General features: G+C 71.0%; 15 protein-coding genes. 5 read left to right on the top strand and 10 right to left on the bottom strand.

What is annotated here, in order from left to right; genetic code table 11:
• Positions 1 to 110 precede the first annotated feature (110 nt).
• The 3 genes from AB0B20_RS23285 to AB0B20_RS23275 form a co-directional block, all read right to left on the bottom strand.
• Complete coding sequence (locus tag AB0B20_RS23285) at positions 111 to 1,070, bottom strand: carbohydrate ABC transporter permease (RefSeq protein WP_357386188.1); 960 nt, start codon at positions 1,068 to 1,070, stop codon at positions 111 to 113.
• A 1-nt stretch (position 1,071) separates the two neighbouring features.
• Positions 1,072 to 2,121, bottom strand: a complete 1,050-nt coding sequence (locus AB0B20_RS23280; RefSeq protein WP_357386190.1) for a sugar ABC transporter permease — start codon at positions 2,119 to 2,121, stop codon at positions 1,072 to 1,074.
• Positions 2,122 to 2,192: 71 nt separating this feature from the next.
• On the bottom strand, positions 2,193 to 3,533 hold the full coding sequence (locus AB0B20_RS23275; RefSeq protein WP_357386192.1) for an ABC transporter substrate-binding protein: 1,341 nt from the start codon (positions 3,531 to 3,533) through the stop codon (positions 2,193 to 2,195).
• Positions 3,534 to 3,769: 236 nt separating this feature from the next.
• Here AB0B20_RS23275 and AB0B20_RS23270 point away from each other — a divergent pair, with 236 nt between their 5' ends.
• Positions 3,770 to 4,546 (top strand): peptidoglycan DD-metalloendopeptidase family protein, encoded by a 777-nt coding sequence (locus AB0B20_RS23270; RefSeq protein WP_357386194.1) that lies wholly within the window; start codon positions 3,770 to 3,772, stop codon positions 4,544 to 4,546.
• Positions 4,547 to 4,590: 44 nt separating this feature from the next.
• On the opposite strand, the gene AB0B20_RS23265 is transcribed toward AB0B20_RS23270, so the two are convergent.
• From AB0B20_RS23265 to AB0B20_RS23245, 5 genes are all read right to left on the bottom strand, one after another.
• Entirely contained in the window at positions 4,591 to 5,088 is a 498-nt protein-coding gene (locus AB0B20_RS23265; RefSeq protein ID WP_357386196.1) for a TspO/MBR family protein, read from the bottom strand.
• 158 nt (positions 5,089 to 5,246) lie between these two features.
• The gene (locus AB0B20_RS23260; RefSeq protein WP_013288160.1) at positions 5,247 to 5,393 is read right to left on the bottom strand and encodes a GPGG-motif small membrane protein; all 147 of its coding nucleotides are present in this window, start codon (positions 5,391 to 5,393) and stop codon (positions 5,247 to 5,249) included.
• 42 nt (positions 5,394 to 5,435) lie between these two features.
• The gene (locus AB0B20_RS23255) at positions 5,436 to 6,164 is read right to left on the bottom strand and encodes a metallophosphoesterase (protein ID WP_357473340.1); all 729 of its coding nucleotides are present in this window, start codon (positions 6,162 to 6,164) and stop codon (positions 5,436 to 5,438) included.
• Between the two features lie 10 nt (positions 6,165 to 6,174).
• Positions 6,175 to 6,384 (bottom strand): hypothetical protein, encoded by a 210-nt coding sequence (locus tag AB0B20_RS23250; RefSeq protein ID WP_225853111.1) that lies wholly within the window; start codon positions 6,382 to 6,384, stop codon positions 6,175 to 6,177.
• Between the two features lie 56 nt (positions 6,385 to 6,440).
• On the bottom strand, positions 6,441 to 7,022 hold the full coding sequence (locus AB0B20_RS23245; RefSeq protein WP_357386198.1) for a nucleotidyltransferase: 582 nt from the start codon (positions 7,020 to 7,022) through the stop codon (positions 6,441 to 6,443).
• A 147-nt stretch (positions 7,023 to 7,169) separates the two neighbouring features.
• On the opposite strand from AB0B20_RS23245, the gene AB0B20_RS23240 reads away from it, so the two are divergent.
• Positions 7,170 to 7,928, top strand: a complete 759-nt coding sequence (locus tag AB0B20_RS23240; protein ID WP_357386200.1) for a dTMP kinase — start codon at positions 7,170 to 7,172, stop codon at positions 7,926 to 7,928.
• Here AB0B20_RS23240 and AB0B20_RS23235 read toward each other — a convergent pair.
• The gene (locus AB0B20_RS23235; RefSeq protein WP_357386202.1) at positions 7,913 to 8,590 is read right to left on the bottom strand and encodes an SDR family NAD(P)-dependent oxidoreductase; all 678 of its coding nucleotides are present in this window, start codon (positions 8,588 to 8,590) and stop codon (positions 7,913 to 7,915) included. The two genes, AB0B20_RS23240 and AB0B20_RS23235, sit on opposite strands and share 16 nt — an antisense overlap.
• Before the next feature lie 265 nt (positions 8,591 to 8,855).
• On the opposite strand from AB0B20_RS23235, the gene AB0B20_RS23230 reads away from it, so the two are divergent.
• The 3 genes from AB0B20_RS23230 (at position 8,856) to AB0B20_RS23220 (ending at position 12,168) form a co-directional block, all read left to right on the top strand.
• On the top strand, positions 8,856 to 9,770 hold the full coding sequence (locus AB0B20_RS23230) for a MurR/RpiR family transcriptional regulator (RefSeq protein WP_174533806.1): 915 nt from the start codon (positions 8,856 to 8,858) through the stop codon (positions 9,768 to 9,770).
• Positions 9,767 to 10,714: an N-acetylmuramic acid 6-phosphate etherase gene (locus AB0B20_RS23225; RefSeq protein ID WP_357386204.1), complete on the top strand. Its 948-nt coding sequence runs from the start codon at positions 9,767 to 9,769 to the stop codon at positions 10,712 to 10,714. Before AB0B20_RS23230 ends, AB0B20_RS23225 begins: the two co-directional genes overlap by 4 nt.
• Positions 10,715 to 11,178: 464 nt before the next feature.
• Positions 11,179 to 12,168, top strand: a complete 990-nt coding sequence (locus AB0B20_RS23220) for a sigma-70 family RNA polymerase sigma factor (RefSeq protein WP_357386370.1) — start codon at positions 11,179 to 11,181, stop codon at positions 12,166 to 12,168.
• Between the two features lie 73 nt (positions 12,169 to 12,241).
• Here AB0B20_RS23220 and AB0B20_RS23215 read toward each other — a convergent pair whose 3' ends face one another.
• Positions 12,242 to 13,207: an NlpC/P60 family protein gene (locus AB0B20_RS23215; protein ID WP_357473337.1), complete on the bottom strand. Its 966-nt coding sequence runs from the start codon at positions 13,205 to 13,207 to the stop codon at positions 12,242 to 12,244.
• Positions 13,208 to 13,279: the final 72 nt, after the last annotated feature.

The raw sequence follows: 13,279 nt of genomic DNA, 5'->3' as shown, positions 1-13,279 counted from the left end.
AACTGATGGACCAGATGCGTCCGAGCAACGACCTGTGGCGGTCGATGGCCCGGCGCACGATGGCCCGTTGACATACACCGAGCCGGCACTGCCGGCGGCGGGACGCCGGATCAACCCTTGACGCTGCCGGCGAGCAGACCTCGCACGAAGAAGCGCTGGAGGGACAGGAACACGATCAGCGGTACGACGATCGACACGAACGCGCCGGCCGTCAGCCGCTGCCACTCGTTGCCCCGGGTGCCGGCCAGCTCGGCGAGCCGGACGGTCAGCGGGGCGGTCTCGTCGCCGCCGCCCGCGAAGATCAGCGCGACCAGCAGGTCGTTCCAGACCCAGAGGAACTGGAAGATGCCGAACGCCGCCAGCGCGGGCATGATCAGCGGCAGCACGATGGTGCGGAAGATCTTCGGGTGGGTGGCCCCGTCGACCCGGGCCGCCTCCATCAGGTCGCCGGGGAGCTGCGAGATGAAGTTGTGCAGCAGGAACACGGCGAACGGAAGCGCGAAGCAGGTGTGCGCGAACCACACCTGGGCGAACTTCTGCTCGTCGACCAGGTCCCACGCGGGGAGGATCTGCACGCCGGCGACTGTGACCCCGGTGGAGAAGAACCGCAGCAGCGGCACCAGGGCCATCTGCAGCGGCACGATCTGCAGCGCGAAGATCCCGATGTAGACCCAGTCCCGGCCCTTGAAGTTCATCCACGCCAGCGCGTACGCGGCGAGCGACGCGAAGGCCAGCGGGAACAGCACCGAGGGGATGGTGATCGCCAGCGAGTTGATGAAGTAGCTGGCGAGCTGCCCGGAGGAGCCGGAGCTGAACAGCACCTCCTGGTAGTTCTCCAGGGTGAACTGCGGGTTGCTGAAGAACGTCCACCAGCCGGTGGTCTTGATCTCGTTCTCCGGCCGGATCGAGGAGATGAACAGGCCGAAGGTCGGGATCGTCCAGAGCATCGCGATGACGATCGACACGAGCGTGGCGGTACGGCTGTTCAGGCGCTTGCGCACCCGGGCACCCCGGGTGGTCGGCTCGGTGGCCTGGGCGCCGACTCCGACGGTGGGCGTGGCGGTGGTCATCTCAGCCCTCCCGCTGCTTGCGCAGGTTGCGGATCTGGTAGATCACGATCGGGATCACCAGGACGAACAGGAACACCGCCAGCGCCGAGCCCTGGCCGTTCTCCTGGTAGCGGAACGCCTGGTTGTACATCTCGGTCGCGATCACGTTCGTGTCGTAGTTGCCGTTCGTGGCGGTCCGGACGATGTCGAAGACCTTGAGCGTGGCGATCGAGATCGTCACCACCACGACGATCAGCGCCGGCCGGATACTCGGAATGGTGATCCGCCAGAACATCTGCCACGCGGTGGTGCCGTCGAGCCGGGCCGCCTCGACGATGTCGGCCGGGATGGCCTTGATCGCGGCGGAGAGCACCACCATGGCGAAACCGGCCTGGATCCACACCATGATCACAATGAGCAGGAACGTGTTGAGCGGCGAGTCCAGCAGCCACTGCTTCGGTTCTCCGCCCAGGCTCACCACGATCTGGTTGAGCAGGCCGATCTGGTCGCCCTCGCCCCGGTAGGCGTAGACGAACCGCCAGATGATGGAGGCGCCGACGAACGAGATCGCCATCGGCAGGAAGATCAGGGACTTGGCGACCGCCTCGAACCGCGCCTTGTCCACCAGGACCGCGTAGATCAGGCCGAACGCGGTGGCGACCAGCGGCACCAGCAGCACCCAGATCAGCGTGTTGATCAGGACCCGGACGATCGAGTCCTCGGCGAACATCCACCGGTAGTTGTCCAGGCCCACCCAGTTGCTGCTGCTGGAGTCCATGAAGGAGAGCAGCGTGGTGCGGACGGCGGGGACCACCAGCCCGACGGCGAGCAGCAGCAGCGTCGGCAGCAGGAAAAAAAACGCGAACGCGCCCTCGCGCTGCTGCGCGCGCCGGCGGGGCAGCGGCGCGCCGCTCGCCGAGGCGGCGACCAGCTGCGCCTCCCGGCGCCGGGCGAAGTACGAGGGCACCACGTCGAGGAGCAGGAGCAGTCCGCCCACCACCGCGACGAAGGCGATCAGCCCGTACATCAGCATGAGGAACTTCGGCTGCTCCGCCGCGAAGTCGAACTCCATCGACCCTCCTTCAAGGGCTCGGTTGCCAGAGGTGGCCCGGTCCGCGGACGCGGACCGGGCCACCTGCTAGATCACTTCCAGCTGCCCTCGATGTCGTTCAGGACGGAGGTGGTGTCCTTGCCGTTGATCCAGGCCACCATGCCCTTCCAGAAGGTGCCGGCGCCGACCGCGGCCGGCATCAGGTCCGAGCCGTCGAAGCGGAAGACCGTCTTCTCGTCCTGGAGGATGCCCACGGAGAGCTTGTCCACCGGGTTCGGGACGTTGTTGATGTCCAGCTTCTTGTTCGCGGACACCCAGTCACCGATCTTGGCGCGGCTGTTGGCGTACTCGCCGGAGGCCAGGTAGGTCTGCACCGCCTGGACCTCGGGCCGGTCGGCGAAGGCGCCGACGAACTCGCCGCCACCCAGCACCGGCTTGCCCTTGGCCGGGTCGATGGCCGGGAAGTAGAACGCGAAGACGTCGCCGTCCTCGGCCACCGTTGTGCCCTTGGGCCACTGGTTGGCGTAGAAGGACGCCTGGCGGTGCAGCGCGCACTTGCCGGTGGTGATCGGCGTGCCGCCCTCCTGGAAGGCGGTGGTGGAGATGCTCTTGACGCCGCCGAAGCCGCCGTTCATGTACTTCTCGTTCTTCAGGATGGTGCCGGCCCGGTTGAGCGCGTCGGCCACCTGCGGGTCGTTGAACGGGATCTGGTGGGTGGTCCACTTGTCGTAGACCTCCGGGCCGCCGGTGCGCAGCAGCACGTCCTCGATCCAGTCGGTGGCCGGCCAGCCGGTGGCGTCACCGGACTCGATGCCGGCGCACCACGGCTTGGTGCCGCTGGCCGCGATCTGGTCGGAGAGCTTGATCATGTCGTCCCACGAGGTGGGGACGGTCCAGCCCTTCTCCTTGAAGGTCTTCGGCGAGTACCACACGAAGGACTTCACGTTGGAGCCGAGCGGGGCGCCGTAGAGCTGGCCGTTGACGGTGCTGTACTTCAGCCAGTCGGGGGAGTAGTTCTGCTCGGCCATCGCCTTGGTGTCGGCGCCGACCGGCTTGAGCTTGCCCGAGTCGACGAAGCGCTTGAGCAGGCCCGGCTGCGGGATGAAGGCGAGGTCGGGAGCGTTGCCGCCGTCGACCCGGACCGGGAGCTGCGCCTCGAACTCGGCGTTGCCCTCGTGGTCGATCTCGATGCCGGTGCAGTCCTCGAACTCCTTCCAGGACTGGTCGAGGCGGTCGGCCTCGATCTCCCGGATGGAGGAGTAGATGGTCACCTTCTTGCCGTCGTGACCGTCGTACTTCTCGTATGCGGCGCACTCGGCCGATCCGGCCTTGTCGCTCTTCTTGTCGTCGCCGGTGCCACAGGCGGCGACGCCGAGCGCCAGCCCCAGGACGCCGGCGACCGCGAGCGTCTGGCGCGATCTGGCAAACGCCATGCCGATCTCCTTCCTTGCCGGCGCGTGGGGGGATCGAACCCGCGCCGGTCCGATGTCGTCCCCACATGTAAGCGCTTGCATCGTGTCGGGTCCACCCCTGGCCGGACACGGCCCGGTAACAATCCCGAAACCCTGACCCCGGGGGGTGGGCGCGCTCCCACGAATCTTCCCGGGAACGGAACTTTCTGTCAGGATGTCCACAGCATATTGAAGACTTTCAACATGGGAGGCAGTGGATGCGGAAGCGATGGCTCGCCCTCGGGGCGAGTGCGGCGGTCCTGGCGGCGACTCTCGTGCCGGCCGCGCCGGCGATGGCCGCGCCGACGTTCAAGGTCCCGTTCCCGTGCAACCAGTCCTGGTCCGGCCAGACCCGGACGAACCACAGCCCGGCGAACGCGATCGACTTCAACCGCACGGACGACGTCGGCGACCCGGTGGTCGCCAGCGCGCCCGGCACCGTCGACGTGGTCACCAACCTCGGCGACACCAGCTACGGCAAGTACGTCCGGATCAACCACGGCGGCGGCCACACCACCTACTACGCCCACCTGAGCGCCTTCAACGTCTCCGTCGGGCAGACCGTCGGCTACGGCCGTGTGATCGGGTACGTCGGCACGACGGGCGGCTCCACCGGCCCGCACCTGCACTACGAGCAGCGCGTCGACGGCAGCTCGGTGAAGATCAAGTTCAACGGGGTGCAGGCTCTCTACTGGGGCACCAAGACCTACACCAGCGACAACGGCTGCGGCGGGACGAACACCGGCGAGGGCACCGTGAACACGGCCGGCTCCCCGCTCACAGTCCGCTCCGGCCCCGGCACCGGCTACAGCTCGGTCGGCACGGTCGCCGACGGGGCGAAGGTGACGATCCAGTGCCAGACCAGCGGCACCAGCGTCAGCGGCACGTACGGCACCAGCTCGATCTGGGACCGGATCGGCTCCGGCCGGTTCATCTCCGACGCCTACGTCTACACCGGGTACGACGGCTACATCCCCGGCGTACCCCGCTGCTGAGCCCGGCGGGCGCGGGGGGCGACCGGCCTCCGCGCCCGTACCGGTCAGGAGTTCAGCCGCCACACCGCGAAGTTCAGCGCGGACGCGAACGTCACCCAGGCCCAGTACGGCAGCATCAGCAGCGTGGCCGGCCGGGAGACGCGCCGGAACAGGGCCACCGTCACGCCGATCGCCAGCCACATCAGCACGATCTCGGCGAAGGCCAGCCCGTACGCCCCGGCGCCGAAGAACAGCGGCGTCCAGATCGCGTTGAGCACGAGCTGCACGACCCAGGCCCACAGCGCGGGGCCGAAACCAGCCCGGCGCCAGACCAGCCAGCCGGCGATCGCGATGAGCGCGTAGAGCGCGGTCCAGACCGGGCCGAACAGCCACGACGGCGGCGCCCAGGCGGGCTGCTCCAGGCTCTGGTACTCGGCGGAGGTGCCCTGGACCCCCAGCCCGCCGATCGCGGCGGCGGCGAACGTGGCGGCGCCGAAGCCGAGCAGCGCCCACCATCTGCGGGCTCCGGTGGTGCGCCGGGCGACACTCTGCGACGTCTCCATCGTCGAGATGTTTCCGCTCGGCGGGCCCGGCAAACGCGGCACGGCCGCCGGGCCGCCGCCGGACACGGAAAAGGCCGGAGTCACCCGGCCCGGACGTTCGGCGTCCGGCAGGACGGAACGCCCGGGCCCGGCGACCCCGGCGGGTACGGGAACCTCGGTTACGTGTTGAAGATGCTGACGCCACCCGGGCCGACCAACAGGCCGACGACGATGAGGACGATGCCCCAGAGGATCTGCCGGCGGAACAGGGCGAGAATTCCGGCGACCACCAGTACGACTGCGAGAATCCAGAGAATCAGCTCCATGTCGGCTGAATACCCGGGCGCACGATCCCGGAAACCTCGCGCTCAGTCGAGCTGATCACCGCTTAGGTGGAAGACGCTGTACGCCTGCTTGATCACCGGGTGCGCCACGTTGCGGACCCGTACGCCGCCCGGCGTGGTGCCGCGCTCGGTGCCGTGGTGGGCGTGCCCGTGCAGCGCCAGCGCGGTGGGGGCGGAGTCGATCGCCTGGCCGAGCTGGTAGCAGCCGAGGAACGGGTAGATCTCCAGCGGCTCGCCGGCGAGCGTGTCCGGGACGGGGGAGTAGTGGGTGAGCGCGACGAGCGCGTCGCAGTCGAGCGAGAGCAACGCGTCGGCGAGCGCGTCGGCGGCCTCCCGGGTGGTGCGCACGAACGCCTTCATCTCCGGCTCGCCGAAGTCGCTGGCGCAGCGCCCGGCGAACCCGCCGCCGAACCCCTTCACGCCGGCCACCCCGAGCCGTCCGCCGGGGGTGTCCACCACGGTGCCCGTGCCCTCCAGCACGGTGATCCCGGCGTCCTCCAGCACCTTCACCACCTGCGGCACCTCGTCGCACTGGTGGTCGTGGTTGCCGAGCACGGTGATCACCGGTACGCCGAGACCGCCGAACTCCTGGGCCACGCACCGCGCCTCGGCCTCGGTGCCGTGCCGGGTCAGGTCACCGGCGAGCAGCAGCGCGTCGGCGCGGCCGGGCAGTTCCTCCAGCGCCGGGCGGAACCGGCCCACCACGTCCTCGTCCAGATGCACGTCGCCCACGGCGGCGATCCGGATCACCATCGAACCTCCCTCACGGCAACTCCTCGACCTGGGTGGGCGCCTGGGTGCGGATCACCCCGATGTCGCTGGTCACGGGCGTGTCCGGGAAGCGCTCGGCCACCCGCCGCAGGATCTCCTCCCGCCGGTGCGGGCTCTCCACCTCGCCGTAGAGCACCAGCCCGTTCTCCCGCCGCACCACGGTGATGCCCTGTTCGGCCACGGTCGGGTCCTCGGCCAGCATGCTCTGGATCTCCGCCTCGACGTACTCGTCGGGGGGAACGTCGCCGGACAGCCCGGTCACAGGGTCTCCCTTCCGCCGGGCGTGCCGCCGGGCAGCACGTCCAGCCGGTCCAGCAGCACCAGGAACGCCTCCGCGTACGGCGAGTGCTGCGTCTCCTTCCGTACCCGTTCCCAGTCGATCTGTTCCCGCAGCGAGCGGGCCAGCGGCAGGGCGCGGGCGAAGTCGCAGTAGTGCTGGGAGAAGCTCAGCAGCTTGTGCACCATGAGCTGGCTGGCCGAGAGCACCGGCATGTGGATCGCGTCGACCGGGCGCACGATGGTGTCGGCGAACGTCTCCTCGGTGACCGGCGTCTCCACCGGCCGGTGGATCAGGTCCACCATCCGGTCCTCGTCGTAGACCTTCACCAGCCAGTCCTCCGGCGGGCGCTCGGCGGTGAAGCCGGCCTCGACGAGTGCCTCCAGCGCCCGGTCCACGTCCGCCTCGCGGAGCAGGAAGTCCACGTCGTGGTCGCTGGAGTGGCCGCCGTGGGCGTACACCGCGAAGCTGCCGCCGAGCGCGAACGGGATCTCGGACTGTTTGAGCACGGCGGCGACCTTCTTCAGCGTGTGCACCAGGGTCTCGTCCCCGCGCTCGGCCATCTGCGGCTCCCTCGTCGTATGGGCGGTGGGACCACGATGCGTACCCGGTGGACGCTTTGGTCACACCTGTCGCGGCGCGATCCGTGCGCCGGGGCAGCAAAGCGACGAACGGGGCCGGGCGAGCATCGGTCGGATAACCTCGGGAGGGTGGCCAGCTCACTGCGGACGCGGCGGGGCGGGGCCCGGCCGCGCATCGTCGCCCTGATCGGCATCGACGGCTCAGGCAAGACCACCCAGGCCCACCGGCTGGCCCAGGCGCTCACCGCCGCCGGTATCCCCGCCACCTACCACCGCAACGCCGGTGGCCGCCGCTGGCTCGGCCGGCTCGCCCAGCGGGTGGGCCGCCCGGACGCGCAGCGGCTCGTCGGGCGCGGCGGCCTGCTCGCTGTCGAGTCGGTGCTGCGGTGGCTGGCCATCGCGCTCGCCCTGCTCAGTTGCCTGGTGACCGGCCGGACCGCGGTGATGGACAGGTGGTCCGCCTGCCAGTACGCCAGCATCCGCGCGCACGGTGGGCAGCGGTGGGAGCGGTGGGCCCGGGCCGGCTACCGGATCTTCCCGGCGCCTCAAGTCACGTTCCTGCTCACCGTCGACCCCGCCGAGGCGTTCCGCCGGATCGAGCGGCGCGGCACCGACCACGAGAGCATGGCGTGGCTGACCGCCGCGGACGCCGCGTACCGGGCGCTACCCGAGTACGGCGGCTTCGTGGTGGTGGACGGCAACGGCCCGCCGGAGGACGTCGCCCGCCGGATCCGGGCACACCTGAGCGAGTGGCTGCCCGGCGACCCGTCCGCCGGCCCCGGCCCCGCGCCGGCCGGCCCGCGACGCCCGGCCGGCGGCACGGACCCGTCCGGTCCGGCCGGTGGCGCCGGACGGGACGGGCCGGTGCCGGTTCAGGCCCGCCCGTAGACCGGGATGCTCGCGCCGCTCGTGGGCGCGGACTCGGGGGAGGCCAGGAAGCGGACGACCTCGGCGATCTCGGCCGGCGGCACCCAGCGCCCGTGATCGGCGCCGGGCTGGGCGGCGCGGTTGGCCGGGGTGTCGATGACGCTCGGCAGCACCGTGTTGCACCGCACGCCGCGCTGCCGGTACTCGACCGCCACCGTCTCGGCGAACGCGCGCACCGCTGCCTTGGCGGTGACGTAACCGGAGGCGCCGGGGAACGGCGAGACCGCCGCCCGGGCCGAGACGCAGACCACCGCGCCGTCGCCGGACGCCATGAGGTGCGGCAGCGCCGCGTGGGTGACCAGGTACGTCGGGCGGAGGTTGAGCCGTAGCATCCGCTCGAAGTCCTCGACCGGGGTCTCGTGCACCAGCCCGCCGGCGGCGTACCCACCGACGAGGTTGACCACCGCGCGCAGCGGTGCGGCCGGCTCGTCGGTCGCGGCCTGGACCGCCCGCGCGGCCCCCTCCGGGGTCAGCAGGTCGGCCACGACCCGGACCGGGCCGTCGTCGGTCCCGGGCTCCCGCTGGGGTACGACCACCCGCCAGCCGGCGTCGAGGAAGGTGGCGGTGACCGCGCGGCCGAGCCCGCCCGTGCCTCCGGTCACCAGCACCGTGCGTCGCGTCATGGACACACGCTAGCCAACCGCCGTGCCCGGCCGACCGGTGACCCGCACCGGCCGTCCGGTCTGCCCGGTCGAGGCCGACCAGGCAGGCCGGGCGGCACGACGGGGGACCGGTCTGCCAGGCGGCAGGAGTGACTCGGCCGGACCGGATGAGGCGGTGGGGCTGGGAGAATGGGATCCTTGGCCCGGGCGGACACGGAAGACGGTAAATTTCCCGATACGCGGTGTCATGGTTGACGCTCACGCCTGGTGAAAGTAAGTTTCATCCGTGGCGAAGAGTCCGAAGATTTCTGCGAGTCACGAGCCCGGTGGACTGATCGTCCACATCAGCGGCCTGCTGCCCTCGCTGTCCCCGGCCGAACAGCGGGTGGCCCGGCTGGTCGTCGCCGATCCGGCGGACGCGGCCCGGCGTACGATCACCGACCTCGCCACCGCCGCGGAGACGTCCGAGGCGACAGTGATCCGCTTCTGCCGCTCGGTGGGCATGGACGGCTACCCCCAGCTGCGGATCCGGCTCGCCGCCGAGGCCGCCCGCCGGGTCGAGCCGCCGGACGCGCGGGTGGTCGGCGGCGACATCCCGCCGGGCGCGGACCTCGCCCAGATCATCGCCACCATCGCGTTCAACGACGCCCGGGCCGTCGAGGAGACCGCCGAGCAACTCGACCCGGCGGTCTGCGAGCAGGTCGTCGAGGCGATCGGCGCGGCCGGCCGGATCGACGTCTACGGCGCGGGCGCCAGCGGTTTCGTCGCCTCAGACTTCCAGCAGAAGCTGCACCGCATCGGCCGCATCGCGTTCTACTTCCCGGACGTGCACACCGCGCTCACCTCCGCCGCCCTGCTGGGCCGGGGCGACGTCGCGGTCGGCATCTCGCACACCGGCACCACCTCCGACGTCATCGAGGTGCTGGAGCAGGCGCGGGCACGCGGCGCCACCACCGTGGCGCTGACCAACTTCCCCCGCTCGCCGATCACCGAGGTCGCCGACCACGTGCTCACCACCGCCGCGCGCGAGACGACGTACCGCTCCGGCGCGACGGCGAGCCGGCTGGCCCAGCTCACCGTGGTCGACTGCCTCTTCGTCGGCGTGGCCGCCCGCAGCCGGGCCCGGACGAAGAAGGCCCTGGAAGCCACCGCCGAGGCGGTCAAGTCGCGCCGGGTCGGTCCCGGGCGGAGGCGGGGATGACGGCGGGCCGGGTGGAGCGCGACGGCGTGGCGGCGATCCGGCCGGTGGTGCGCGTCGGCGCACCGACCGAGCGCCGCAACCCGCACAGCGTCGACCTCGACCTGATGTCCACCCGGGACGTGCTCACCGTGATCAACGAGGCGGACCGCCGGGTGCCGGCCGCTGTCGCCGCCGTGCTGGACGAGATCGCCGAGACCGTCGACCTGGCCGTGGCCGCGCTGCGCGACGGGCACCGCGTGCACTACTTCGGGGCCGGCACCTCCGGTCGGCTCGGCGTGCTGGACGCGGCCGAGCTGGCACCCACGTTCAACTCGCCGCGGCACTGGTTCTGCTCGCACCTGGCCGGCGGCCCGGAGGCGATGTGGCGGGCGGTCGAGGACGCCGAGGACGACGAGCGCGGTGGCGCCGCCGAGGCCGCCGAGTGCGTACGCCCCGGCGACCTCGTGGTCGGCCTGGCCGCCAGCGGGCGCACACCGTACGTCCTCGGGGCGCTCGCCGCGTCCCGGGCGCAGGACGCCGGTACGGTGCTGCTCTGCGCGAATCCGGAGGCCGAGGCCGCCGCGTCGGTGGACGTCTTCATCGGGGTGGACACCGGGCCGGAGGTGGTCACCGGGTCGACCCGGATGAAGGCGGGCACGGCGCAGAAGCTGGTGCTCAACACGTTCTCCACGGCCGTGATGGTGCGTCTGGGCCGGGTCTACTCGAACCTGATGATCGACATGGTGGCCACGAACGCCAAGCTGCGCGGCCGCATGATCTCGATCCTCGTGGACGCCACCGGCTGCGCCGAGGAGGTGTGCCGGGTCGCCCTGCGGGAGGCCGACGGCGACCTCAAGACCGCGCTCGTCGCGCTGGTGTCCGGCGCCGAGGTGCCGGCCGCCCGGGCCGCGCTGGCCCGCTCCGCCCACCAGGTACGCGGCGCGCTCGCCCTGCTCGCCTCCTGACCGTCCCCGCCCGCCCGATCGATCCACCCGCCGGCGCATCCGCCCGGCGGGTGCGACGCGTATCACGTGCGGGGAGGGGACGACCCCGCCCGCACGGATTGTTCAACGAGGCGGAGGGTAATCCTTGAGCATGGCTGAACCGGCCGGTCCGCAGCCGCGTATCTCGCAGTGAGCAGGATCGCAACGACCCGGTGACGCGGCTCGCTGTGTTCATGGAAGAGACAATGGTGCCATTCCATGGGCGAACGGTGATTCCGCGACTCCGGTATGCGTCGAAATCGGCGGCCGGGAGCCCCGGAACCGGGCCGGTAACAGGAAACATGGACCGGGCTCTCAGCTACTACTCAGGCATTCGTGACAGTTTCGACTCACGACATGGAATCCCCGACGCGTCACATCTGTTGTGTAGGTGTCAGCACCTACGGGCACAGCGGAGGTTACGGGGAGGGCTGATGAACGTGGGGATGGCAAGGAACCGGGCAACCGGCGCGAGCGAGGGGACCGTGGCAATCGTGGACAAGAACATCGGCATGCGTACCGACGAGGTCGCCGAGGAGCGGGACCTGGTCGGCGTCTACCTGCACGAGATCTCCCGGACGCCGCTGCTCGACGCCGCCCGGGAGGTCGACCTCTCCAAGGCGATCGAGGCGGGCCTCTACGCCGAGCACCTGCTCGACGAGGGGCGCATCCCCGACGGCGCCGACCGGGAGGACCTGGAACGGCTGGTCATCGAGGGCGAGCGCGCGAAGGACCTGTTCATCCGCGCGAACCTGCGACTGGTCGTGTCGATCGCCCGGCGCTACGTGCGCTCCGGCATGCCCATGCTGGACCTGATCCAGGAGGGCAACACCGGCCTGGTCCGGGCGGTCGAGAAGTTCGACTACGAGCGGGGCTTCAAGTTCTCCACCTACGCGACCTGGTGGATCCGTCAGGCCATCAGCCGGGCGATCGCCCAGCAGGAGCGGACCGTACGGCTGCCCGTGCACCTGGTCGAGGACGTCAACCGGATGCGCAACGTGGCCCGGCAGCTCACCCGCGAGCTGGGCAGCGACCCGGAGCCGGAGCAGATCGCGACCGCGCTCGGCGTGACCGTCGAGCGGGTGAACGAGCTGGTCCGCTGGTCGCAGGACACCGTCTCGCTGGACACCCCGGTCGGTGACGACGGCGACACCAACCTCGGTGACCTGGTCGCCGACAGTGACGCCCCGTCGCCCGAGGAGATCGTGCTGACCGGCCTGGAGCGGCAGCGGATCGAGGGCCTGCTCAACCACCTCGACGACCGCTCCGCGGGCATCATGCGGGCCCGGTACGGCCTGGAGGACGGGCGTGAGCACTCGCTGACCGAGGTCGCGTCGCGGTTCTCGCTGTCCCGCGAGCGCATCCGCCAGCTGGAGATCCAGGCTCTCGGCCGGCTGCGTGAGCTGGCTCGCGCGGAGGGGCTCCAGGCGGCCTGACCTGGTAACAATTGACGGCGAACGGCCGGCGTCCGACAGGGGGACGCCGGCCGTTCGCCGTCTTGCGGGCCGGTCAGACCCGCCCGTAGCCCTGGATCGACATGATGTTCATGCCGCGCTTGCTGACGTTGCGTCCGGCGCTCGGCGCGTCGATGATCTGGCCGTTGCCGACGTAGAGCGCCACGTGCCCGAGCCCGGAGTAGAACACCAGGTCACCCGGTTGCAGCTGGCTGCGGCTGATCCGGGTGGTGGCGCCCCACTGCCGCGCCGCGCTGTGCGGCAGCGACTTCCCGGCCGCCCGCCAGGCGGCGAGCGTCAGGCCGGAGCAGTCGTAGCTGCCGGGGCCGTCCTGGGCGTAGCCGTAGGGCTTGCCGACCGCGCCGTAGGCGTACCGCACCGCGGTGCCGGCGTCACCGGAGACGGCGGGCGGCTTGCCCGCCGAACTCGACTTGGCGGGTGCCTCGGTGGCCCGCCCGTACGCCTTGCGCCGCATCTCGTAGAGGCCGGACAGGTCCGCCTCGATCCGCGTCTTCGCGGACTTGAGTTGCTTGGCCTGCGCGGCCTCCCGGGCGAGCGTGACGTCCAGCCGGGTCTTCTGGTCGATCAGCCGCTGCTGATCGGCGGTGAAGCTGTTGATGGTGCGCTGCCGCTGGCGGGTGAGCTGGTCGAGCGTGCCCAGCCGCTCCGGCAGGGTGGCCTGGCCGCCCGGGTCCAGCAGGGCCGCCGCGGTGCGCATGCCACCGGTCTTGTACGCCGTCGCGGCCAGCACGCCCACGTCGGCGCGGCTGCGTTCGGCCTGTTCCTGCAACGGCCCGATCTGGGCCTCCAACTTGGCCGCGGTGGCCTTGTTGGCCTTGATGTCCTCGTTGAGCTTGTTGTAGGACTCGACGATTCGCTCCAGCTCAGTCGAGGACTTCTCGATCTGCTTCGTCAGCTCGGCGGGGGTGGGCTCGGCCCGGGCCACCTGCGCCGGGGCGAGCAGCGCGGCCGAGAGGCCGGCCACCGCCAGCGAGCGGAGCAGCATCCGTAAGGACGACAAGAGCGGAAAGCTCCTCTCCCACCGGTCGCCGGGCGCGTCTGCGGCCCGGCGACACCGGCCCGGGGCCATCCG

The organism is Micromonospora sp. NPDC049151 (assembly GCF_040648395.1).
Taxonomy (GTDB): domain Bacteria; phylum Actinomycetota; class Actinomycetes; order Mycobacteriales; family Micromonosporaceae; genus Micromonospora.
This window is presented reverse-complemented; position numbering and strand designations above follow the sequence as displayed.

Coding starts and splice junctions, on each gene's coding strand:
- AB0B20_RS23285 (WP_357386188.1), bottom strand. CDS start 1,070: ATGACCACCGCCACGCCCACCGTCGGAGTCGGCGCCCAGGCCACCGAG.
- AB0B20_RS23280 (WP_357386190.1), bottom strand. CDS start 2,121: ATGGAGTTCGACTTCGCGGCGGAGCAGCCGAAGTTCCTCATGCTGATG.
- AB0B20_RS23275 (WP_357386192.1), bottom strand. CDS start 3,533: ATGGCGTTTGCCAGATCGCGCCAGACGCTCGCGGTCGCCGGCGTCCTG.
- AB0B20_RS23270 (WP_357386194.1), top strand. CDS start 3,770: ATGCGGAAGCGATGGCTCGCCCTCGGGGCGAGTGCGGCGGTCCTGGCG.
- AB0B20_RS23265 (WP_357386196.1), bottom strand. CDS start 5,088: ATGGAGACGTCGCAGAGTGTCGCCCGGCGCACCACCGGAGCCCGCAGA.
- AB0B20_RS23260 (WP_013288160.1), bottom strand. CDS start 5,393: ATGGAGCTGATTCTCTGGATTCTCGCAGTCGTACTGGTGGTCGCCGGA.
- AB0B20_RS23255 (WP_357473340.1), bottom strand. CDS start 6,164: ATGGTGATCCGGATCGCCGCCGTGGGCGACGTGCATCTGGACGAGGAC.
- AB0B20_RS23250 (WP_225853111.1), bottom strand. CDS start 6,384: ATGCTGGCCGAGGACCCGACCGTGGCCGAACAGGGCATCACCGTGGTG.
- AB0B20_RS23245 (WP_357386198.1), bottom strand. CDS start 7,022: ATGGCCGAGCGCGGGGACGAGACCCTGGTGCACACGCTGAAGAAGGTC.
- AB0B20_RS23235 (WP_357386202.1), bottom strand. CDS start 8,590: ATGACGCGACGCACGGTGCTGGTGACCGGAGGCACGGGCGGGCTCGGC.
- AB0B20_RS23225 (WP_357386204.1), top strand. CDS start 9,767: ATGACGGCGGGCCGGGTGGAGCGCGACGGCGTGGCGGCGATCCGGCCG.
- AB0B20_RS23220 (WP_357386370.1), top strand. CDS start 11,179: ATGGCAAGGAACCGGGCAACCGGCGCGAGCGAGGGGACCGTGGCAATC.